Here is a 22,674-nt window from a genome sequence, read left to right as displayed (position 1 = left end):
CCGGGTACGGGGACGTACGTACGACTGGCTAGGACCTGGCCGGGGCAGGCTCGGCCCTCGCCGTGCCTACTGGTTCGCGGAGCGGAACCGGGGGAAGGCCGAGCGGCCCGCGTACACCGCGGCGTCGTCGAGGATCTCCTCGATGCGCAGCAGCTGGTTGTACTTGGCGACGCGCTCGGAGCGGGCCGGGGCGCCGGTCTTGATCTGGCCGCAGTTGGTGGCGACGGCCAGGTCGGCGATGGTGACGTCCTCGGTCTCGCCGGAGCGGTGGGACATCATGCACTTGTAGCCGCTGCGCTGGGCCAGTTCGACGGCGTCGAGGGTCTCGGTCAGCGAGCCGATCTGGTTCACCTTGACCAGCAGGGCGTTGGCGGCGCCGTCCTCGATGCCCCGGGCGAGGCGCTCGGGGTTGGTGACGAACAGGTCGTCGCCGACGAGCTGGACCTTGTCGCCGAGCTGGGCGGTGATGGTCTTCCAGCCCTCCCAGTCGTCCTCGAACAGCGGGTCCTCGATGGAGACCAGCGGGTACGCCTCGACCAGCTCGGCGTAGTACTCGGTCATCTCCTGGGCGGAGCGGGTCTTGCCCTCGAAGGCGTAGGAGCCGTCCTTGTAGAACTCGGAGGCGGCGACGTCGAGGGCCAGGGCGATCTGCTCGCCGGGGGTGTAACCGGCCTCCTTGATCGCCTCGAGGATGAGGTCGAGGGCCTCGCGGTTGGAGCCGAGGTTCGGGGCGAAGCCGCCCTCGTCGCCGAGACCGGTGGACAGGCCCTTGCTCTTCAGGACCTTCTTCAGCGTGTGGTAGACCTCGGTGCCCCAGCGCAGCGCCTCGGAGAAGGACTCCGCGCCGATCGGGGCGATCATGAACTCCTGGATGTCCACGTTGGAGTCGGCGTGCGAGCCGCCGTTCAGGATGTTCATCATCGGCACCGGCAGCAGGTGCGCGTTCGGGCCGCCCAGGTAGCGGAAGAGCGGCAGGTCGCTGGCCTCGGAGGCGGCGTGGGCGACGGCGAGCGAGACGCCGAGGATGGCGTTGGCGCCGAGGGAGCCCTTGTTGTCGGTGGCGTCCAGGTCGAACATGGCCTGGTCGATCAGGCGCTGCTCGGTGGCGTCGTAGCCGACCAGCTCCGGGCCGATCTGCTCGATCACGGCGAGGACGGCCTTCTCGACGCCCTTGCCCTGGTAGCGGTTGGGGTCACCGTCGCGCAGCTCGATGGCCTCGAAGGCGCCGGTCGAGGCGCCGGACGGAACGGCGGCACGACCCGTGCTGCCGTCGTCGAGGCCGACCTCGACCTCGACCGTGGGGTTGCCTCGGGAGTCCAGGATTTCCCGGGCTACGACGACGTCGATGGACGGCACGAGCATCTCCTTCTTGGATGTGACGCTGGAAGTGCGGGGCTGTGGGCCTTACGGCTGTGCCTTGCGACTAGAGCCTAACCGTCCCGGGGGCGTCGGCCACTGACCGACCGTCCCGTGGACAAGGCGACGGTACCTTTTGTTCCTTGCCGAAACAAAGGGATCGGGAAAAGAGACCCGGAGAAGAGGGAGGGGACGGGCGGCGGGGAGCGACGGCGGGGGCCCGGCAGCAAAAAGCCCCGCCACGGCGCGTACGGGGGAACACGCGCCGGGACGGGGGGCCCGTGGGGACGGGGAGACCCCCTCACGAGGCCCTCGGTATGCGGGGCGGGGAGGTGAGGGGGCCGTGGCTCCGTGCGGAGCCGGGTGTCACTTCAGGTGCAGCTGCTGACCCGGGTAGATGAGGTCGGCGTGCTCCACGATGTCCTTGTTCAGCTCGAACAGCTTCTCCCAGCCACCCTGTACGTGCTGCGCGGTGGCGATGGAGCTGAGGGTGTCGCCGGTGACGACCTTGTACTCGCCGTCGCCCTTCTTGACCTTCTTGCCGGTCGGGGTGGTGACGGTCTTGCTCTTGTTCTGGCTCGGGCTCTGGCTCGCGGACGCGGCCGGGCGCTCGGCGGAGCGGGAGGCGGCCTGCTGGTCGGCGGAGCGGGTGGTCGTACCGGCCGAGTCCGACGTGGTGGTCGGGGCGGAGCCGCTGGAGGACGCGCCCGACAGGCCCGTGCCGCAGACCGGCCAGGCGCCCTTGCCCTGCGCGGCCAGGACCTTCTCGGCGACGGCGATCTGCTGCGCCTTGCCGGCCTTGTCGGCGGTGGCGGCGTACTGCGTGCCGCCGTACGCGGCCCAGGTGGAGGCGGAGAACTGAAGGCCGCCGTAGTAGCCGTTGCCGGTGTTGATGGCCCAGTTGCCGCCGGACTCGCACTGGGCGACGGCGTCCCACTCGGAGGCGGTGGCGGCGGAGGCGGTGCCGGTCGCCATCAGCGGGGCGGCGACGGCGGCGCCGGTGACGCCGGCGAGCGTGATGGCGCGAACGGCCTTGGACGGACGACGGTGCTTGCCCTTGGCGGAAAACAGCATGGATCTATCCCCTCACCGACGCCTGCGAGGTGAGCTGTCGGGTTCGGGCCGGTTGAGTTGCCCGGCCGCACCTCTCGCTGTCACGCGAGGCGCGGCTTCACCCCCAGCCGGTGCCAGCCTCTTCAACTGCTGGTCCCGGCACTTACCTTGGGTCCCCCGCTCCTGCCTGCGGCGCTTGACGCGACGACTGTTCCCGGGCAACCGCTGGCAGGATTCGGCGTTGCGACTGCCGGGGCTCGTGGTGACGAGCGATCTCGACCGTAGACACGTGATCGCCTGAATTTCAAAGACGATCAGGGCTTCTGAGACTCATCCCACACTTTCACCAAAACGGACATCAGGTGGTAAATGAGGCGTCAACTTCCGCTATTCGGTGCCCGTTTCGTCCCCGACTTCGAGGGTCTGACCGGCGCTGATGTGGTTCGGGTCGTCGCCGATGGCCTTCTTGTTGCCCGCGTAGAGCGCGCGCCATCCTCCGTCGACATCAAGGGAGTCGGCGATGGAGGCGAGGGTGTCACCCGCGCGGACGGTGTAGGCGTCCGACTCCCGGGAGGCATGCCGGCCCGACAGTGCGGGACTTTGGCCGTTTGTCACGCTTTCGTCCGCGTTCGCGCCGCGATGACGTCCGCCCGTGCCGAGGCTGCCGGTGTCGACCAGGCTCCAAGAACCGGCGGCCTGCTGGGGATTGTCCGCTTTGCCGGCATCGGGGCCGGCCGTGGGTGAGCTGTCGGTCCCCTGCGGGGCCCCGGTGCCCGAAGGGGCGGACTTGTCGGACTCGGGGGCATCGGTCCCGGTGGAACCGGTGCTCTTGCCGGTGCCCTTGCCCGGCTTCGTGGCCGGCTTGGTGGCCGTGTCCGAGGAGGAACCGGCGCCGGAGCCGGAGTTGGCGTCCGAGCCGGCACCGGTGGACGACGGCGAATCCGGCGAACCGGACGTGCCGGAACTGTCGGATGTGCCGGCCGACCCGGAGGAACCGGTGGAGTCCGACGTGCCGGAGGAGCCCTCGGTGTCACCGGTGCCACCGGTGCCACCGGTGCCACCGGAACCGCCCGAGCCGCCGACGCCCGTGTCGACGTCCACCGAGCCCGAGTCCGAGGTCAGCCCGGACAGCAGGGCACAGGTGGCCCACGGAGTGGTGCCCTTGCCGGCGAGGATCTTCTCGGCGACGGCGATCTGCTGGGAGCGGCTGGCCTGGTCGGCACTGGCCGCGTACTGGGTGCCGCCGTACCTGGCCCAGTCGTCCTGTGAGATCTGGAGGCCGCCGAAGTACCCGTTGCCGGTGTCCGCGCTCCAGGAGCCGCCGCTCTCGCATTCGGCCACCTTGTCCCATGTGGTGCCGTCGGCCGCGTTGGCGCTCGCGGCACCGAGGAGCGGAATGGCGATGGCGGAACCGGTCACGCCGGCCGCGACGAGGAGGGCCGGAGCCTGACGGGGGCGACGGTGTCGGCCGTTCCCGGAGAGCATGCAGGAGCCTTTCGAGCGACAGCAGGACGGCACGGCGAACGGTGCCCGCCGCACTGAGGGGTGAACGTATCGGCAGACGATCACTTGTCACAAGTTAATGCCGCACAGATCACGTGAAGATCACAAAGTTGAACGTCTGTCATTTCCCGTGCAGCCGTGGCCCTCACGCGGTGGGCGTGAACTCCACCGGCAGGGTGCGCAGGCCGCGCATGATGAGCCCGCCGCGCCAGCGCAGCTCGGCCGGGTCCGTGGCGAGCCGCAGGTCGGGCAGGCGGGTGAGCAGGGTGGCGAGCGCCGTCTGGCCCTCCAGCCGGGCGAGCGGCGCGCCGAGGCAGTAGTGGATGCCGTGGCCGTAGCCGAGGTGCTGGTTGTCGCGGCGGGCGAGGTCGAGCACGTCCGGACCGGCGAACCGCTCCGGGTCCCGGTCGGCCGCGGCCAGGACCACGAGCACCGGATCGCCCGGCGCGACGTCCTGCCCGCCGATGGTGAGCGGCTCGGTGGCGAACCGCCAGGTGGCCAGCTCCACCGGCCCGTCGTAGCGGAGCAGTTCCTCCACGCCGGTCTCCAGCAGGTCCCGTTCCCCGCGCACCAGGGACTCCTGGAGCCGCCGGCGCTGCTCGGGGTGGGTGAGCAGGGCGTAGGTGCCGTTGCCGATGAGGTTGACCGTCGTCTCGAAGCCGGCGAACAGCAGGATGAAGGCCATCGCGGCGGCCTCGTTCTCGGTGAGGTGCTCGCCGTGGTCGGAGGCACGGATCAGGCCGGAGATCAGGTCCTCGCCGGGCGCCGGTTCGGCGGGCAGCGCCGCGCGTTTGCGGTGGATCAGCTCGGCGAGATAACCGCGCATCTTCTTCACCGACCGGGCGACCCCGCCCCGGGGCCCGCCGCCGTGGCGGATCATCATGCCCGCCCAGTCCCGGAAGTCGTCCTGGTCCTCGCGCGGGACGCCGAGCAGGTCACAGATGGCGTAGATGGGCAGCGGGAAGGCGAAGTCGTGGATGAGGTCGGCCGATCCCGTCGTCGCGAACCGGTCGATGAGGTCGTCGGTCAGCTCCTGCACCCGGGGCGTGAACTCGGCGACCCGGCGCGGTGTGAACGCCTTGCTGACCAGTCTGCGCAGCCGGGTGTGGTCCGGCGGGTCGATGTTCAGCAGGTGCGTCATCAGTTCGGCCTTGCGCTCGCCCGGGATGCCGGTCTTGCCCCTGGCGTGCGCGGGCTCGTCGTGATGCGCCGGGTTCTTGCTCAGCCGCTGGTCCGCCAGGGCCTGCCGGGCGTCGGCGTACCGGGTGACGAGCCAGGCCTCGACCCCGCTCGGCAACCGTGTGCGGTGCACGGGGGCGTGCTCGCGCAGCCAGGCGTAGGCGGGGTAGGGGTCGGTGGCGAACTCCCACGTGAAGAGGGCGGGCGCCGGGCCGTCGGGGCGGAGCTGGTCGGTCACTCCCCGACGGTATCCGGCTCGCCGGGGCGCGCGCGGCGGGGTGACGGCGCAAGCGCTTGCAGCAATGGTCGGCCCTCGGCATCCGCGGTGCGGCTGCCTTGCGCCCCCGTTCCCCGTCTCCGGGTTCCGGCTTCCGGCTCCCGCTCCAGCTTCCGGGCGTTCCGTTCCCGGGTTCCGGGAGGCCCGTTCGCGTTCCGGCTGCCCGGCTTCCGGCCCTGCCGGCGTAGCAGCCGGACCAGGTGCCGCGCGGCGTGCGCGGCTCCGGACTCGTGCCCCGCCCGCCACCACGCCAGTGCCTCCTCGTACCGGGCCGACGCCTCCGGGCCGACGCCTCCGGGCCGACGCCTCCGGGCCGACGCCGTCACGGACGGCGCACGTCCGGAGGCTGCTGTGCCGTGCCCGGGAAGCCGTCGCTCGCGCGCGGCAGCGCGGCCCTCGGCTCCTCCGACGTCCTTGCCGCTCCGGTCGGCACGCCTCGCCCCGTCCGTCGGGCAACCGCGCTAGGCGGGCAGGCCCTCAGCGGTCCGTATCGCGTCCCGGTACGCCCGCGCCGCCGCCCGCAGCGCCGCCTCGGGGTCGATGCCGGCCGCCTCGGCGCGGACCGCCAGCGCCAGCAGTTCGTACCCGATGCCCTCGCCCCGCGGCAGCGGTACGTCCAGGTCCGCCGTGCGGGTGCGGGAGGCGAGCTTCGCGGCGAGGGCCAGGCCGGGCTGGCCGAGGGGTACGCCGTCCGTGACCGAGGTGCGCCGCTTCTCCTCCGCCTTGGTGCGCAGCCAGTGCTCCTTGACGTCCTCCGGGGTCTCGGCCGACTCGTCGCCGAAGACGTGCGGGTGCCGGTGGACGAGCTTGGCGACGATGCCGCCGGCGACGTCGTCGACGGAGAACGGCGCGTCCGGGTGCTCCTCGGCGATCCGGGAGTGGAAGACGACCTGGAGGAGGACGTCGCCCAGCTCTTCGCGCAGCTCCTCGCGGTCGCCGGCCTCGATCGCCTCGACCAGTTCGTACGCCTCCTCTATGCCGTACTTCGCCAGGCCCTCGTGCGTCTGCCGGGAGGACCACGGGCACTCCGCGCGGATGCGGTCCATGACCTGCACGAGGTCCAGGAGGCGGGCGCCGGGCAGGTCGTAGGAGGCGGGCAGCAGCTCCAGGTCCGGCATGGCGGTCCGGCCGGTGCCGGCCAGCCGGGCCAGGCCGTCGGTGAGGGCGGGCTCGCCCTCACCGGTGGCCACGACCACCACCGTCCGCCCGCCGGCGCAGGCGTCGACCAGCTCCCGCGCGGTGGGCGACGTCTGCGCCACCGTTATCCCCGCCTCCCGCAGATACGGCAGCTGCGGATGCGCGCCGTCCGCGCACAGCACGGCGTCGGCGGCGCGCAGGGCCTGCCAGGCGGGCCAGGACAGCAGGCCGGGAGCGACACGGTGGCTGGTGGTGAGCAGGACGACACGGCCGGGGGCGGCAGCGGTCTCGCGGCTGGTTTCGTTCACGATCCGAACGTAACCCACGGCGTGAGCGAACGGATTGCGTTGTCCACAGGGCCAAGGAGTCCTGTGATCGTATGACCGGCCGGCCTGTGTCGTGGTCCGCCTGTGCCCCGTGGCCGGCCTATGCCGTGCCCGGCTGTCCGTCCGCCGTCGTGACCTCCCGTACCCACGGCGTCCGGGCGTCCACGCGGCTGCTCTTCTGCACGTCCCAGGAGCCGTAGCGCGGGTTGAGGTCGACGCGCAGTTCCCGGGACGCCGCGGACAGGGCCTTCCAGAACGCCGGCCGGCTGGTGTCGGTGCCCAGCTTCGCGGCGAGCTTCTGCGCCTCCAGCTGGAGGCGCAGGTTGTCGTCGAGTCGCTCCGGAGCGATGCCGTACTTCTGGAGCCACGCCGTCTCCAGGCCCTTGGCGCCGCCGGTCTGCTGCTCCAGACCCGCCCGCATCTGCTGGATCTCCTTGCGGGTGACCGTGACGCCCTCGTCCCGGGCGGCGCGGTGCAGCACCCGGTCGAGGATCATGTTGTGCAGGGTGTCCCGGGTGAGGCTGCTGGTGGAGGAGACCACCTGCTGGTACTGGGCGTCGTCCGCCACCGCGGCCCGTTGTGCCTCGCGGACCTCGTCGACCCGGGTCTCCAGCTGGGCGACGGTGATCCGCCCGCCACCGACGACGGCCGCGGCGCCCGGGTGCGCGTCGTTTCCGCAGGCGGTCAGCAGGGGTGCCGCGGCGGCGATCGCGGCGGTGAGGACGAGCGCGGTGCGACGGCGGCGGTGCAAGGAAACCTCCAGGGGAGATTGCAATGACTTGCGATGATCGATGGTAGGCAGTGGGCAGGCTGCGGCCAACCCATTCGACCAACGATTCACGCGCCCTTCGGGCACCGCCGCCCGCCACGGGGCCTGCCGCCGGGTCAGCCGACGAGGGCCACCGGCGCGTCCCACGCGTCCCGGTCGACGGTCAGCGTGACGCCGCCGTGCGACTCCTTGCTGTTGACCAGGTACTGGTGGGCGCGGCTGTGCGGGGTGAACTGCGTGGAGCCCCACGGCCAGTCCGCAGTCGTCGTGTTCTGCTTGTCCCAGAGCGCGTACCAGAGGTTGCCCGGCAGGTCCGTCCGGTCCTTGGCGGTGGCGATCGCCTTGGCGCTGGAGCTGCTGAAGCCGTAGTAGCCGGCCCGGTACGTCTTGGCGTGCAGGCCCTTGTCGAAGGCGCGCACATACGTCAGCACGGCGTCGTTGCACGACTTGTTCGTGATGTCGTACGCCTCCATGTCGAGGTAGACCGCGCTGCCCGCCTTCATGCCGAGCGCGGACGCCTTGGCCACGGCGTCGGCGGCGTCCTTCGCGCCGAGCGAGGCGGCGGTGGAGGCGGTCAGCTTCTCGGGGTCGGCACCCGACCGGCACGGCGGCTGTGCGCCGACGTAGAGCGGTATGAGCTTCCAGCCGAGGGAGTCGACCGACTTCACCCAGGAGGCGGTGAGGTTGGGCTGGGCGCAGCCGCGGTTCTTCCCGCCCACATAGACGGCCGCCGCGCCGTAGAAGCCGGTGTGCCAGGCCTTCATGGCGGACAGCGACGGCGCGGTGCACGTGTCGAAGGCGCGGCCGGTGAAGGTCTTCTGAGCCGGCCACGTGGTGGCGGCCATGGACGCCTGGGCGGCGATCCCGGCCCCGGTGACGACGGCCGCACCGGCCACCGCCCACGTGATGTACCTGCGCTTCCTGGACTGCCGATGACCGGCCATGAACCCCACCCCTGATCGTGCACGCGCGCGTGCCTGTAGAAAACGAACGCAAGGTACCCGGCGGCGGTCCGCCGCCGCGAAACCCGCGTCCCCGGAGTGCACGAGAACACTCAGGGAACGGCGAAATCTACCCGCGCACCTGCCCCAGCCACTGCAAGGTCCGCCGGACCTCCACGGCCGTGGGGTGGCCGGGGCCGTGCAGCCGCTCCACGTCCATCAGCAGCCGCGCGAGCGTGTCGTGGGCGGCCGGCCGGTCGCCGAGGGCGAGCAGCAGATGGCCGATGCGCCGGCGCACCTCGTGGGCGAGCCCCGGGTCCCCGGACACGTACTGGTTCTCGTAGTACGGCAGCAGCGCGCGGTACTCGGCGAGCGCCGCCGCCGGTTCGCCCAGCTGTTCCAGGCACTGCGCGGCCTCGTAGCGGTAGCGCAGGGACTGCGGGTCGGCCTGGCCGGCCTCGGCGGCGCGTTCGTCGGCGAGCCGGCGCAGTTCGGGCAGCGCGCGCCGGTACTGGCCGTCGTCCATGAGCGTGGCCGCGTACTGCTTGCGCAGCGTGCGTACGACCGGGGAGTGCTCGCCGTGCTGTTGCGCGGCGGCCGGCAGGATCGCGCCCAGGATGTCGACGGCCTGCGTGATACGGCCCTCTCCCAGCAGCCGTTTGACGTCGTCGACGGCGGCGGCGACGTCGGGCTTCCCCGCCGCCGTGGGCGTCGGCGTGACGGGGGCGGGCTGCGGCGCGGGGGTCCGCGCGCGGTCCGGCCAGGGGGCGTGCGGGCGCAGGAAGGGGCGGGTGGGGTCAAGGGGCGCCCCGGTGGGCGTCCCGCGCGCGGGCAGCAGCGGCGCCAGATCCTCGTACACCTCCTGCGCGGACGCGGGCCGGTGCTGCGGGTCCTTCGCGAGCAGCCGCAGCACCAGGGCTTCCAGCGTCTCGGGGACCTCGGGGCGGATCCGGCGCACCGGCAGCGGTGGCTCGTACAGGTGCCGGTGCAGCACGCCGAGCGCCGTGGAGCCGGCGAACGGCACGTCCCCGCTCAGCAGTTCGTGCATCAGCACGCCCAGCGCGTACAGGTCGGTGTACGGCCCGACCGCGCCGCCCATCGCCTGTTCGGGCGCCATGTAGGCGGGTGAACCGATCGGGGAGCCGGTGTGGGTGAGGCGGGTGGTGTCGGTGTCCATGACCGAGGCCACGCCCAGGTCGAGGACGGTGACCGTGCCGTCCTGCTGCACCATCACGTTGCGCGGCTTGAGGTCGCGGTGCACGATCGGCACGGCGTGCACGGCGCTCAGCGCGGCGCACAGCTGCGCGGCCACCGCGACCGTCCACTGCCACGGGTACGGATCGTGCTCGGCGAGGTGGTCGGAGAGGTCGGCGCCGTCGACGTACTGCATGACGAGGAACAGCTCCTCGCCCTCGGTGCCCGCGTCGTGCACCGTCACCAGGCCGGGGTGGGCCACCTGCGCGGTCACCCGGCACTCGCGCAGGAAGCGCCGGCGCAGCTCGTCCGCCTCCTGGCCCGCCACCTTGTCGGGCCGCAGCAGCTTCACCGCCACGCGCCGGTCCAGCCGCTGGTCGTACGCCGTCCAGACCTGGCCCATGCCGCCCTGGCCGATGAGCGTCGACAGCTCGTAACGGCCCGCGACGACGCGCCCGGTCGCCACGCTCACCGTCCGCCCTCCTGGCCGTCGTGCCGGCGGAGGTAGTCGCTCAGCTCGTCCAGCTCGGCCCGGACCTGGTCGATCCGGGCGGGCGCCGGACGCTGCGGCGGCGGGGTGGCCAGCGGCGGCCGGGGCACGGGCGGGTGCGGCACCACGGGCGGGTTGTGCGGGGCGGCCGGGTGCACGGGTACCGGGTGGACGGGGGCCGTGGGCGTTGCCGGCATGGTCGGTACCGTCGCCGCGGTGTACGGCGTCGCGACGGCCGGATACCCGTACGCCGGGGCCTGCCGCTGCGCCTGGTAGGCCTGCTGCTGCGCCCGGTAGGCCTGCTGCCGCACCAGGAAGTGGCGGATGTCCGCGGCCAGGTAGTACCCCGTCGTGGCCACGAGCGCGCCGAGCAGCAACAGGATGCCCGTGTAGCCGCCGGCCGTGTGGATGTCGTCGCCCGGCTCGGCCGCCAGCAGCACGATGCCGAGGATGTCGGCCGCCAGCACGGCCACGAACAGCCCCCAGTCCAGCGACCGCCGGGTGACGGCCGCCAGCCTCAGCAGCATGGCCCACGCCAGGAAGCCGATGGTGAGGATCCCGAGCGCCACGAACAGCACGCGCAGGAGAACCAGCCACGCGGTGTGCGGCGGCTGCTTCACCGGCTGTCCGTAGCCGTGGCCTTGCATGGTGCTCCTGATGCCTGAAGTGGGCGTGCGCGCCCGGCCGGCGTCCTCCGCGGGGCGGACGGACGCCGGTCGTGCGCATGTCGCTTCGAGCATATGGCCCGGCAGGGACAAGCGGTCCGGGTTGTACCGAACCGTTGTCCGACGGCCACCCGGCCCGGAATCAGCCGGGCGTGACCGTGCCGTCGGTGAGGCCGTCGTACATCCCACGCACGAGCTGCTCCCCGAGCCGGCTCGCGTGGCGCAGGGCCCGCTCGAACTCGTCGAGTGCGCGGAACCGCGCGCCGTAGCGCCGCTGTTCCTCCAGCGGCAGCCGGGGCAGCTGCAACCGGCGCACGTCCAGCCGGGTCGCGGTGGAGGCGTAGCTGCTGGCCTGGCGGTTGTTGGCCGTACCGCGCAGGAAGCCGGCGAGGAACCAGGGATCGAGCGCCGTGCGGTCGGGGCGCAGAAGCACGAGGTTGCGCCCCAGGGCGGCGCCCGCGGTCCCCTCGTCGATCACCCGCGCCACCGCACCCCCGCCCAGCACCGGTACGACGATGTCACCGGCCTCGGTCAGCACGGCCTCCTCCTCGCTCTCCGGGAGCGTGCCCGAGGGGCCCGTCCCGGCGAGGATGTCGTGGTCGGTGAGGACGGGCACGCGCGCGTGGCCACCGTTCCCGCCGGTGCGCAGCACCAGCGCGCCCCCGCGCGCGAGTTCGCCGATGGTGGTGACCGGCCGGCGCGCGGCCGGCGCCGGATCGGCCGATGGCTGATCGGCCGATGGCTGATCGGCCGATGGCTGATCGGCCGGAGCCGGGCTGAGGCCGGCGGTCAGGCGCAGGGTCTCGCCGAGCCGATCGCGCACCTCGGCGAGCTGCGCCGTGCCGTCGGTCACCGCCGGTGGCGGCAGATGACGGGCGGGGGCCAGGTCCACCTCGTCGCCGAGGAGCGCGATCACCGGCACGGAACGGGCGAGCCCCGGCCGCTCCGCCAGCCGGCCGGCCCGTCCGAACGCACGCCAGGCGTCCAGGACGGCCTCCCGGACCGCCGCCCAGTCCGGCCCGCCGCGCCCGCCGCCGGCGAACCTCCCGGTGTCCACGAGCAGCACCTCCGGCGCCGCCGGCGTACGGTCCGGCCGGCGCAGCACCCACAGGTGCAGCGGGATGTTGTACGGCGGTGCGGCACCGACCGGCAGCGCGACCACGGCCCTGAGCGCGCCCCGGCGCAGCAGGTCGGCCCGGATCCGGCGTCCGGAGCGGCGGGAGGCGGCGGCCGGCGGCATCAGCAGGACGGCGGTGCCGCCGTCGGTCAGCCTGGCCAGCGCGTGCTGGACCCAGGCCAGCTCGGACTCGGTGCGCGCCGGGAAGCCGTACTCCCAGCGGGGGTCGTAGGCGAGTTCGTCGTGGCCCCAGTTCCGCTCGTTGAACGGCGGATGGCACAGGACCGCGTCCGCGCGCAGCTCCGGGTGCGCGTCGGCGCGCAGGCTGTCGCCCGCGGCACCACGTACGGCGGCCCGGGTGTGCAGCGCGAGCCGCAGCGCGCTGAGCGCGGCGAGGTCGGGGGCGCTGTCCTGGGCGTACAGCTCCTGGCCGGGGCGGGTGTCCACGGCGCGCAGCAGGGCGCCGGTGCCGCAGGCCGGGTCCAGGACGGTACGGGCCTGGCCGGCGAGGTCGGCCATGAGGCCGGCGAGTTCGGCCGGGGTGAGCGTGTACTGGCGGGGGTTGGCGTCCAGGTGCCGCCCCAGCAGGAACTCGAACGCCTGCCGCGCCCCCATCTCGGCGGCCAGCTCGGCGGCACCGCGCAGCAGGGGGACGGAGGGGAGGAGCTGGGGGCCGGTGGGGGCGCGGACGGCGGAGGTGGCGCGGGCGGACGGGGTGGCGCGGCCGAAGGGGGTCGCGCCGTGAACGGCTGAGGTGCTGTGAACGGCTGTTGTCTTGTGAACCGTTGGTGAGGCGTGCACTGGTGGTGGCGCCGGTACGGGGTTCACGGGTGGCGGCGCCGATGAGGCGTTCACAGGCGGCCCTGCTGACTGGCTGTTCACGGGCAGCGCGGCCGGTGACGTGTTCACAGGCGAGGGCGTCGATGCGGTGTCCACGGCGAATCGCGTGGGCGCGGTGTTCACACCCTCGGCGCCCGGCCCGGCGCCCGGCGCAGCGCCCGGCCCGGCGCTCGCGCCGCCGAAGCGCGGTGTCAGCACCTGCTCCAGCGCGCCGGGCAGCATCGCGGCGAGCCGCGCGTCGGAACCGGCGCTCGCGTCGAGCCAGACGGTGGGGCGTTCGTGGATCAGCAGCAGCGCGCAGCCGGCGTGCACGAGAGCCGTCAGCGGGCCCTCGGGGTGGCCGGCGAGCTGCTGCCAGACCCGCTCCCGCAGCGGCACTTCGGCCAGTTTCCCCTGTGCGCGCAGCCAGGACTCGACCTCGGCGAGCGCGAAGGACGGGCTGGTCTCGCTGCCGCCCACCGGCCTGGGGAAGTCCGGGTGCCGGCGGCGCCAGTTGCTCACCGCCGCACGGCCCACTCCGGCGAGCCGTGCGATACCGGCTGCGGTCACCTCTGTCGCGTTGTCGTGCACGGCTGCCGCTCCCCTCGTCCCGTGTGTGATCGAGCATACCGACGTACGCATGATCCAGAGCTTCACGACGTGTACACAAGGATGCCTGTGGACCGTGTTGACTCGGTTCACAAGCTTTGATCTTATTGGCCTCGCGGCCGAGCGGTCACCTCAACGTCTCCGCGGCCCCCCGCCACCCCCCGCTTTGCCCCCGTCCCACCGTTCTGAAGGACTGTCATGCGTCTCTCGTCCCGTGTCGTCACCACGCTCGCGGTTGCGGCACTTCCCCTGGCCCTGTCCGCCTGTTCGTCCGGTTCCTCCTCCGACACCGCGAGCGCCAAGCCGGCCAAGGCGAAGAACCCCAACGCCGGTCTGCTCACCGGTACGCAGCTCAAGCGTGTGCTGGCGCCGGCGTCGGCCTTCCCGGCCGGGTTCAAGGCGGAGGCCGACGGCGCCTCGGACAGCGGTGACGAGTTCATCGCCGCGTCCACCAAGAGCACGGCGAAGCCGGACTGCACCCGCCTGGAGGGCACGTCCTGGATACAGGTGTCCGGCTTCAAGGGCGGCGTGTCCTTCGCGCAGAACGACTACGTGAACCAGGACAAGACCGAGGAAGTGGCCCAGGAGGTCGACGCGTTCCAGGGTGCTACGGCGAAGACCGTGATGAAGAGCCTGCGGTCCGTGGCCACCGAGTGCGCCTCCTTCACGGACACCGACGCACACGCCAAGGTGAAGCTCGCCGGGAAGTCCACCACGGGGCTCGGTGACGAGGCGTACACCATGACGCTGACGAGCGGCGCCTGGGAGAACGGCACCACGCTCATCGCCGCCCGTTCCGGCAACGCCGTGGTCACCGTGCTGTCGACGGCGGGCAGTGACAACGGCGCCGCGACCGCGAAGAAGCTGACGACCCAGGTCCTGGGTTCCCTGAAGGGCAAGACCGGCGCGTGATCCACGGCGGCGGCCGGGCTCCACTGGTGTGCCCCGGCCGCCGGTCCGGTCAGCGGGCGCGGAAGCGCTCCGGTGCGCTGGTGGGGTTGCCGCCGGTCGGCAGTTTCTGGTCCGGGCATGTGGCAAGGACCTTCCGCATCGCGGCCTTCTCGGCGGCGGTCACCCACAGGCCGTACTTCTTCTTGACGGCGACCTGCGCGGCGACGTAGGCGCAGCGGTAGGCCTTGTTGGGGGGAAGCCAGGTGGCCGCGTCACCGTCCCCCTTGCCGCGGTTGGTGCTCGCGTCGACCGCGAGGAGGTTGAGGGGGTCGTTGGCCAGGGCTATGCGCTTGCCCGGCTCCCAGTACTTGGCGCCCTTCTGCCAGGCGTCCGAGAGGGCCACGACATGGTCGATGTCGACCTGGCTGCGACCGCGCCGGTACGTGATCTCCTTGCCGGAGTAGGGGTCGGACGCCAGCAGCCCGTACGAGACCTTGCAGCCGCCGCTGGTGAACCTGACCTTCTCCAGGTCGCGTCTGAGTATGTCGTCGCGGGTGTCGCAGGAGTTGGAGTCGGTGTCCGCCCAGGCGGTGCCGAACCGCTCCCGGGCGTAACCCGTCTTCGGTGCGCGCCCCTTGACGGTCAGTGAGCCGACGGCGGCCATGGCCGGTCCCCCGCCCGCGGTCCGCTGCGGGCCGGAGGACCCCTCCGTCTGCTCCACCGTGCAGCCGGTCACGGCGACCAGCATGGCCACGGCGGTGACCACCCCGCCCCTCAGACGCGTCACGCTGCGCCCCCTCGCTCGCCCTGAACCGCCCTCCGGGCAAGGGCGGATCGTTCGGTCCCCACGGTAACGTCCCTTCGACGCCCGTCGGATGGGGCGTCAAGGGACTGTTACCCCGGCGAGCAGGGCTTTACGGGGGGCGGCCGGCGCGTGCGGGAAGATCCCGGGCCTGCGCCCCCCGCCGGTCAGCTCAGGATCGAGGTGAGGAACTCGCCGACCCAGGCGAGCAGTTCGCGGCCGATCACCGGCTTGCCGCCCACCTTGGCGGTCTTGGGGCGCGGGACCAGCACCTGGTGGGCGGTGGGCTTGATGACCGTGCCGGGGTAGAGCCGCTTGAGGCGCAGTTCCTGCGACTCGCGCAGCTCCACCGGCGCGAAGCGGATGTTGGTGCCCTGGAGGACGATCTCACCGACGCCGCACGCGCGGGCGAGCATGCGCAGGGCGGCCACCAGCAGCAGGTTCTCCACCGGCTCGGGCAGCTTGCCGTAGCGGTCGGTGAGTTCCTCGCGGACGGCCTTGATGTCCTCCTCGCTGTTGGCGGAGGCGATCGCCCGGTAGGCCTGGAGGCGCAGCCGCTCGCCGGGCGCGTAGTCGTGCGGGACGTGGGCGTCGACGGGCAGCTCGATCTTGACCTCGAGCGGCGGTTCCTCCTCGGTGCCGCCGGTCTCCAGCTGCCGCCGGTAGTCGGCGACGGCCTCGCCGACCATGCGGACGTACAGGTCGAAGCCGACGCCCGCGATGTGCCCGGACTGTTCGCCGCCGAGCAGGTTGCCGGCGCCTCGGATCTCCAGGTCCTTCATCGCGACGTACATGCCGGCGCCCATCTCCGTGTGCTGGGCGATCGTCGCGAGCCGCTCGTGGGCGGTCTCCGTCAGCGGCTTCTCCGGCGGGTACAGGAAGTAGGCGTAGCCGCGCTCGCGGCCCCGGCCGACCCGGCCGCGCAGCTGGTGCAGCTGGGACAGACCGAAGGTGTCGCCGCGTTCCACGATCAGGGTGTTGGCGTTGGAGATGTCGATGCCGGATTCGACGATCGTGGTCGAGACGAGGACGTCGAACCGCTTCTCCCAGAAGTCGACGACGACCTTTTCCAGGGCCGCCTCGGACATCTGGCCGTGGGCGGTGGCGATGCGGGCCTCGGGGACGATCTCCCGCAGTTTCGCCGTCGCGCGGTCGATGGACTCGACCCGGTTGTGGATGTAGAAGACCTGGCCCTCGCGCAGCAGTTCGCGGCGGATGGCGGCGCCGATCTGCCGCTCCTCGTAGGGCCCGACGAAGGTGAGCACCGGGTGGCGCTCCTCCGGCGGGGTGGTGATCGTGGACATCTCGCGGATGCCGGTGACGGCCATCTCCAGGGTGCGCGGGATGGGCGTGGCCGACATGGTCAGCACGTCGACGTTGGCGCGGAGCTTCTTCAGCTGTTCCTTGTGCTCGACGCCGAAGCGCTGTTCCTCGTCGACGACGACCAGGCCGAGGTCCTTGAACTTGGTCTCGGAGGAGAACAGGCGGTGGGTGCCGATGACGACGTCGACGGAGCCTTCCTTGAGGCCCTCCAGGACGGCCTTGGCCTCGGTGTCGCTCTGGAAGCGGGAGAGCGCCCGGACGTTGACCGGGAACTGCCCGTACCGCTCGGAGAACGTGCCGAAGTGCTGCTGCACCAGCAGGGTCGTCGGCACCAGCACGGCTACCTGCTTGCCGTCCTGTACGGCCTTGAAGGCGGCCCGTACGGCGATCTCGGTCTTGCCGTAGCCGACGTCGCCGCAGACCAGGCGGTCCATGGGGACCGACTTCTCCATGTCCTCCTTGACCTCGGCGATGGTGGTGAGCTGGTCGGGGGTCTCCGCGTAGGGGAAGGCGTCCTCCAGCTCGCGCTGCCACGGGGTGTCCGTGCCGAAGGCGTGGCCGGGGGCGGCCATGCGCGCGCTGTACAGCTTGATCAGGTCGGCCGCGATCTCCTTGACGGCCTTCTTCGCGCGCGCCTTGGTCTTCGTCCAGTCGGCGCCGCCCAGCCGGTGCAGGGTGGGCGCCTCGCCGCCGACGTACTTGGTGATCTGCTCCAGCTGGTCGGTCGGGATGTAGAGCCGGTCGCCGGGCTGGCCGCGTTTGGCGGGCGCGTACTCGACGACCAGGTACTCGCGGGTGGCGCCCTGGACGGTGCGCTGCACCATCTCGATGTAGCGGCCGACGCCGTGCTGTTCGTGGACGATGTGGTCGCCCGGTTCCAGGGTGAGCGGGTCGATGGTCTTGCGGCGGCGGGCCGGCATGCGGGCGCCGTCGCGGCTCGCGGTGCGCTGGCCGGACAGGTCGGTCTCGGTGAGCACGGCGAGTTTCAGCGCCGGGTCCACGAAGCCGTACTCGACCGAGCCGCAGGAGACGTGTACGACGGAGGGGCTGAGCGTGCCGAGGTCGGAGTCCAGGCGGGCGGCGATGCCCTCGCCGCCGAGCACCTCGACCGTGCGGGCGGCCGGGCCGTGGCCCTCGGTGATGAACACCGTGCGCCAGCCGTCGGCGAGCCAGCCCTTGGTGTCGGCGAGGGCCCGCGCGGTGTCGCCGCGGTAGGTCTCGGGGGCGTGCATGCCGAGCTTGAGGGTGTCGGCGTCCGGTTCGAGGTCGGCCGCGAACGGGGACACCGACCACCACATCATGTCCAGCTCGCGCGCGCGGTCGCGCACGTCGGCGATGGACCACAGGGAGGCGGCGCCGACGTCGATCGGGGCCTGCCCGCCGCCGGCGGTGGCCGCCCAGGACGCCTGGAGGAACTCCTGGGAGGTGGCCACCAGGTCGGCGGCGCGGGTGCGGACCCGCTCGGGGTCGCAGACGACGGCCATCGAGCCCTTGGGCAGCACGTCGAGGAGCAGCTCCATGTCGTCCACCAGGACCGGCGCGAGGGACTCCATGCCCTCCACCGCGATGCCCTCGGCGATCTTGCCGAGCAGCTCGCCCAGTTCGGGGTGTTCCTCGGCGAGGGCACGCGCCCGCGTGCGGACCTCGTCGGTGAGGAGCAGTTCGCGGCACGGGGGCGCCCACAGGCCGTGTCCGGCGACTTCGAGGGAGCGCTGGTCGGCGACCTTGAAGTAGCGGATCTCCTCGATGTCGTCGCCCCAGAACTCGATGCGCAGGGGGTGTTCCTCGGTGGGCGGGAACACGTCGAGGATGCCGCCGCGGACGGCGAACTCGCCGCGTTTCTCGACCAGCTCCACGCGCGCGTAGGCGGCGGCTGCGAGGGCTTCGACGATCTCGTCCAGGTCGGCGGTCCGGCCGGTCCTCAGGGACACCGGTTCCAGGTCGCCCAGGCCCTTGACCTGCGGCTGGAGCACGGAGCGTACGGGGGCGACGACGACGGAGACGGGGCCGGTCTCGGGGTCGTCCGTGCTGGGGTGGGCGAGGCGCCGAAGGACGGCGAGGCGGCGGCCCACGGTGTCGCTGCGGGGGCTGAGACGCTCGTGCGGGAGGGTCTCCCACGAGGGGTACTCCACGACGCCCTCGGGGGGCAGCAGCGAACGCAGCGCCGCCGCGAGGTCCTCGGCCTCCCGGCCGGTCGCCGTCACGGCCAGCACCGGGCGGCCGGCCTCGCGGGCCAGGGCGGCGACCGCGAAGGGGCGGGCCGCCGGGGGGCCGACGAGGTCGACATGCGTGCGGTTGCCGTCCGCTGCCGCGCCGATCGCTTCCGCGAGGGCGGGGTCCTTGACGACGGCGTCGAGCAGACCGTGCAGGCTCATGGAGGGGGCTTTCCGTCCGGGTCGTGGGGGGCAACGCGAAGAGCCCGACGCTTGGAGCGGCCGGGGGTGTCCAGCGTACGACGCCTCGCCCGGCGGTGCCGGGGCTGTGGACAACCGCTGTGGACGACCATCGTGGACGACGGCTGTGGACAACCGCTGTGGACGAGCCCCGCCGGCCGGCGCCCCGTGCGACGGCGGAACCCGGTGCCGGGCGCCCGAAGGCGTCCCGGCACCGGGTTCCTCCACCGCGACCCCCGTACGCGGTGGCCGTCGGCGCGGCGCGCGTCACTCCGTCGCGATGGCGTTCAGGACGTTCAGCCGGCCCGCCCGGAAGGCCGGGACCAGCGCGGCGAACAGGCCGACGAACGCGGAGCCCACGAAGACCGCGATGATCGTCGGCCAGGGGATCTCCAGGACGGTGAGACCCTCCAGGGCGAGGAGTTTCTGGGCGGTGGCGCCCCAGCCCATGCCCAGGCCGAGGCCGAGGAGCGCGCCGAAGACGGCGATGACCACGGACTCCAGGCGGATCATGCGGCGCAGCTGGCGGCGGGAGAGGCCGATGGCCCGCATGAGGCCGATCTCCCGGGTCCGCTCCACCACCGACAGGGCGAGGGTGTTCACCACGCCCAGGACGGCGACGATGATCGCCAGCGCCAGCAGGCCGTAGATCATGTTCAGCAGCTGGCCGATCTGGTCCTTCAGCTCCTGCTTGTAGTCGGTCTGGTCGCGCACGGTGTACTGCGGGAACTCGTGCAGGGCCGACTTCAGCGCCTGGTAGGCGGTCTTCTCCTGGCCGTCCTTGGCCGTGGCGAGGACCAGCTGGTCCAGCGGCATCCGGCCGGCGGGCACGTACCGCGCGACGGTGGCGATGGACGCGTACATGGCGCCCTTGTCGATGACGACGTCGTCGCCGGTGATCGCTCGGACGGTCAGTTTCGCCGTCCTGCCGCCGTCGAAGTGGACGGTGACGGTGGAGCCCAGCTTGACGCCGTGGTCCTTGGCGAAGCCTTCGAAGACGGACATCGAGTCGGGCGCGTAGGCGTCGGCGAGCCGGCCGGCCACGGTCTTGGTGCGCACGTCGCGCGCGTAGGCCGGGTCGGCGGCGTTGACCGTCTCCTTGGCGGTGGTGCGGCCGTCGGGGGTGGTCAGGGAGGCGTCCAGCACCTTGTACTCGGTGACCCGTGCGAGGCCGGGCGTGTGCTTGACGGCTTCGACGGCCTGCGCGTCGACGACCTGACCGTGGTCCTCCTCGATGATGAAGTCCGCGCCCACGGTCTTGTCCAGCTGGTCGGTGGCGGAGGCCACCATGGAGGAGCCGACCACCGACAGGCTGGCCACGAGGGCGAGGCCGATCATCAGGGCGGCGCCGGTGGCGCCGGTGCGGCGCGGGTTGCGCAGGGCGTTGCGTTCGGCCATCCGGCCGACGGGGCCGAAGACCCGCAGGAGGGCCACGCCGAGGACGCGGACCAGGCCGGCGGCGAGCAGCGGGCCGATGACGACGAAACCGATCAGGGTGAGCACCACGCCGAGGCCGAGCCAGCCCGAGCCGGTCGTGGCGCGGTCGGTGGTGGCGGCGGCGTACAGGCTCCAGGTGCCGGCGGCGGTGAGGAGCAGGCCGATGCCGGCCCGGACGGCGCCCGTCCTGGCGTCGGTGGGGGCGCCCGCGTCGCGCAGGGCGGCCATCGGGGAGACCTTGCCGGCGCGCCGGGCGGGGAGGTAGGCGGCGAGCACGGTGACGAGCACGCCGAGCAGCAGGCCGATCGCCGGGGTGGTCCAGGCGACCGTCAGGTCGTCGGTGGAAAGGTGCATGCCCATCTGGCCCATGAGCTTCATCAGGCCGACGGCGAGGCCGATGCCCGCGCCGACACCGAGCACGGAGCCGATCACGCCGAGCAGCAGCGCCTCGACCAGCACCGACCGGTTGATCTGCTTGCGGGAGGAGCCGATGGCGCGCATCAGGCCGATCTCCCGGGTGCGCTGGGCGACCAGCATGGAGAACGTGTTGATGATCAGGAAGATGCCGACCAGGAAGGCGATCCCGGCGAACCCGAGCATCGCGTACTTCATGACGTTCAGGAAGCTTCCGACACTCTTCTGGTTGGCGTCGGCGACCTCCTTGGCGGTCTGCACCTTGTAGGTGTGCCCGAGGGCCGCGGTGACGTTCTTCTTCAGCTGGGCGTCCGTGACGCCCTTGGCGGCGGTGACGTTGACGTCGGTGTAGACGCCGGTCCGGCCGACGATGACCTGCTGGGCGGTCCTGGCGTCCAGGTAGAACAGGGCCGCGCCGGGGTTGGTGACCCGGAAGGCGGCGATGCCCGACACGCGCGCGTGGTGCCTTCCGACGGCCGTGATCACGCCGATCTCGTCGCCGAGACGCAGGTGGTGCTTGTCGGCGGTGTCGGCGTCGACCATCACCTGGTTCGGGCCCTCGGGCGCCGTACCGGAGGTGATCTCCATCGTGCGGGCGTCGTTGCGGTTCCAGCCGCCGACGATGGTGGGCGCGCCGCTGCTCGGTGACAGCTTGTCCTTGTCGGCGTCGACGACGGTCGCCGAGGTGGAGAACACCGTGCCCTCGGCGGACTCGACGCCCCGGGCGCCGCGGACCCGGCCGAGCACGGAGGCCGGCATGACGGGCGGCTTGCCGGTGCGGGAGACGGTCTGGCCGCTGTCGGAGGAGCTCCTGGCGCTGACCGTGACGTCCGAGGCGGTCGCCTGGAACAGCTTGTCGAAGGTGGTGTTCATCGTGTCGGTGAACACCAGGGTGCCGCACACGAAGCCCACGGACAGCAGGACGGCGACGGCCGACAGTGCCATGCGCCCCTTGTGCGCGAAGAAGTTGCGCATCGAGGTTCTCAGGACGGTCATGACGTACGCCCCCGGGCGTCGAAGTCCTTCATGCGGTCCAGGACCTGGTCGGCCGTCGGCTGGTGCATCTCGTCGACGATGCGGCCGTCGGCGAGGTAGAGCACGCGGTCGGCGTAGGAGGCGGCCACCGGGTCGTGGGTGACCATCACGATGGTCTGCCCCAGTTCGTCCACGGAGCGGCGCAGGAAGCCCAGGACCTCCGCTCCCGCGCGTGAGTCGAGGTTCCCGGTCGGCTCGTCCCCGAAGATGATCTCCGGGCGGGCGGCGAGCGCGCGGGCCACGGCGACGCGCTGCTGCTGTCCGCCGGAGAGCTGGGTCGGCCGGTGCTTGAGCCGTTCGGCGAGCCCGACGGTCTCCACCACCCGGTCCAGCCAGGCCCGGTCGGGCTTGCGGCCGGCGATGTCCATGGGCAGCGTGATGTTCTCGATCGCGTTCAGCGTCGGCAGCAGGTTGAACGCCTGGAAGATGAAGCCGATCCGGTCCCGGCGCAGCTGGGTGAGCTTCTTGTCCTTCAGCCCGGTGATCTCGGTCTCGTCCAGGTGGATGTGACCGCTGGTCACCGTGTCGAGGCCGGCGAGGCAGTGCATCAGGGTGGACTTGCCGGACCCGGAGGGGCCCATGATCGCGGTGAACCGGCCGCGGGCGATGTCCACGTCGACATGGTCCAGGGCGACGACGCGGGTCTCGCCGGACCCGTACGCCTTCACCACCTGCCGTGCCCGTGCGGCAACGGCCGTACGCCCTCCAGTGCCCCCGTGCCTGGGAATGGTTACAGCCGATGTCACGGTATGTCTCCTATGTCGTCGACAGGTCGGTGAGAGGCCCGGGTGTGCCGGGCGGCCGTCCTGGGTATGCCGTCGAGTCTCGCGGTCGGCGGGGGTGGCGCGCGCTGGTGCGGAGCCCCGTCTTTCCCGGGGGAAAACCCCACCCCCGCCGGTGCGGTCCGCCGCCCCCCAGCGGCGTTGAAGCCAATCTAGGGACTC

15 protein-coding genes and 1 riboswitch are annotated in these 22,674 nt (G+C 72.2%); of the genes, 1 reads left to right on the top strand and 14 read right to left on the bottom strand.

Translation table 11 applies throughout. The annotated features are described in order from the left end of the window. Positions 1–66: 66 nt before the first annotated feature. The 10 genes from eno to ACF1BE_RS12975 form a co-directional block, all read right to left on the bottom strand. Entirely contained in the window at positions 67–1,356 is a 1,290-nt protein-coding gene (gene eno / locus ACF1BE_RS13020) for a phosphopyruvate hydratase (RefSeq protein WP_392199064.1), read from the bottom strand. 366 nt (positions 1,357–1,722) lie between these two features. Continuing rightward, positions 1,723–2,430: a transglycosylase family protein gene (locus tag ACF1BE_RS13015; protein ID WP_392199063.1), complete on the bottom strand. Its 708-nt coding sequence runs from the start codon at positions 2,428–2,430 to the stop codon at positions 1,723–1,725. 4 nt (positions 2,431–2,434) lie between these two features. Then, positions 2,435–2,614, bottom strand: a riboswitch (cyclic di-AMP (ydaO/yuaA leader). A 182-nt stretch (positions 2,615–2,796) separates the two neighbouring features. After that, positions 2,797–3,894, bottom strand: a complete 1,098-nt coding sequence (locus ACF1BE_RS13010; RefSeq protein WP_392199062.1) for a transglycosylase family protein — start codon at positions 3,892–3,894, stop codon at positions 2,797–2,799. A gap of 163 nt (positions 3,895–4,057) precedes the next feature. Beyond that, a complete protein-coding gene (locus ACF1BE_RS13005) occupies positions 4,058–5,329 on the bottom strand; it encodes a cytochrome P450 (protein WP_392199061.1) in 1,272 nt (423 codons plus the stop codon). A gap of 500 nt (positions 5,330–5,829) precedes the next feature. Further along, on the bottom strand, positions 5,830–6,813 hold the full coding sequence (locus ACF1BE_RS13000) for a nucleoside triphosphate pyrophosphohydrolase (RefSeq protein WP_392199060.1): 984 nt from the start codon (positions 6,811–6,813) through the stop codon (positions 5,830–5,832). A gap of 118 nt (positions 6,814–6,931) precedes the next feature. Next, positions 6,932–7,582, bottom strand: coding sequence for a SurA N-terminal domain-containing protein (locus ACF1BE_RS12995; RefSeq protein WP_392199059.1), 651 nt, complete (start codon positions 7,580–7,582; stop codon positions 6,932–6,934). A 134-nt stretch (positions 7,583–7,716) separates the two neighbouring features. Then, positions 7,717–8,544 carry a glycoside hydrolase domain-containing protein gene (locus tag ACF1BE_RS12990; protein WP_392199058.1) on the bottom strand — a complete coding sequence of 276 codons (828 nt, stop codon included), beginning with the start codon at positions 8,542–8,544 and terminating at the stop codon, positions 7,717–7,719. Positions 8,545–8,671: 127 nt separating this feature from the next. Further along, entirely contained in the window at positions 8,672–10,165 is a 1,494-nt protein-coding gene (locus ACF1BE_RS12985; protein WP_392199140.1) for a protein kinase, read from the bottom strand. 38 nt (positions 10,166–10,203) lie between these two features. Continuing rightward, positions 10,204–10,872, bottom strand: coding sequence for a hypothetical protein (locus ACF1BE_RS12980; protein ID WP_392199057.1), 669 nt, complete (start codon positions 10,870–10,872; stop codon positions 10,204–10,206). 160 nt (positions 10,873–11,032) lie between these two features. After that, positions 11,033–13,417 carry an N-6 DNA methylase gene (locus ACF1BE_RS12975; RefSeq protein ID WP_392199056.1) on the bottom strand — a complete coding sequence of 795 codons (2,385 nt, stop codon included), beginning with the start codon at positions 13,415–13,417 and terminating at the stop codon, positions 11,033–11,035. A 216-nt stretch (positions 13,418–13,633) separates the two neighbouring features. Here ACF1BE_RS12975 and ACF1BE_RS12970 point away from each other — a divergent pair, with 216 nt between their 5' ends. Next, positions 13,634–14,347 carry a hypothetical protein gene (locus ACF1BE_RS12970; RefSeq protein WP_392199055.1) on the top strand — a complete coding sequence of 238 codons (714 nt, stop codon included), beginning with the start codon at positions 13,634–13,636 and terminating at the stop codon, positions 14,345–14,347. A gap of 49 nt (positions 14,348–14,396) precedes the next feature. Here ACF1BE_RS12970 and ACF1BE_RS12965 read toward each other — a convergent pair whose 3' ends face one another. From ACF1BE_RS12965 to ACF1BE_RS12950, 4 genes are all read right to left on the bottom strand, one after another. After that, the gene (locus ACF1BE_RS12965) at positions 14,397–15,074 is read right to left on the bottom strand and encodes an HNH endonuclease family protein (RefSeq protein ID WP_392199139.1); all 678 of its coding nucleotides are present in this window, start codon (positions 15,072–15,074) and stop codon (positions 14,397–14,399) included. Between the two features lie 221 nt (positions 15,075–15,295). After that, the gene (mfd, locus tag ACF1BE_RS12960) at positions 15,296–18,826 is read right to left on the bottom strand and encodes a transcription-repair coupling factor (RefSeq protein WP_392199054.1); all 3,531 of its coding nucleotides are present in this window, start codon (positions 18,824–18,826) and stop codon (positions 15,296–15,298) included. A gap of 285 nt (positions 18,827–19,111) precedes the next feature. Then, positions 19,112–21,691 carry an ABC transporter permease gene (locus tag ACF1BE_RS12955; RefSeq protein WP_392199053.1) on the bottom strand — a complete coding sequence of 860 codons (2,580 nt, stop codon included), beginning with the start codon at positions 21,689–21,691 and terminating at the stop codon, positions 19,112–19,114. After that, entirely contained in the window at positions 21,688–22,476 is a 789-nt protein-coding gene (locus tag ACF1BE_RS12950) for an ABC transporter ATP-binding protein (protein WP_392199052.1), read from the bottom strand. Before ACF1BE_RS12950 ends, ACF1BE_RS12955 begins: the two co-directional genes overlap by 4 nt. Between the last annotated feature and the right edge of the window lie 198 nt (positions 22,477–22,674).

The sequence above is a fragment of the Streptomyces sp. NPDC014991 genome (assembly GCF_043080665.1).
GTDB lineage: Bacteria > Actinomycetota > Actinomycetes > Streptomycetales > Streptomycetaceae > Streptomyces.
This window is presented reverse-complemented; position numbering and strand designations above follow the sequence as displayed.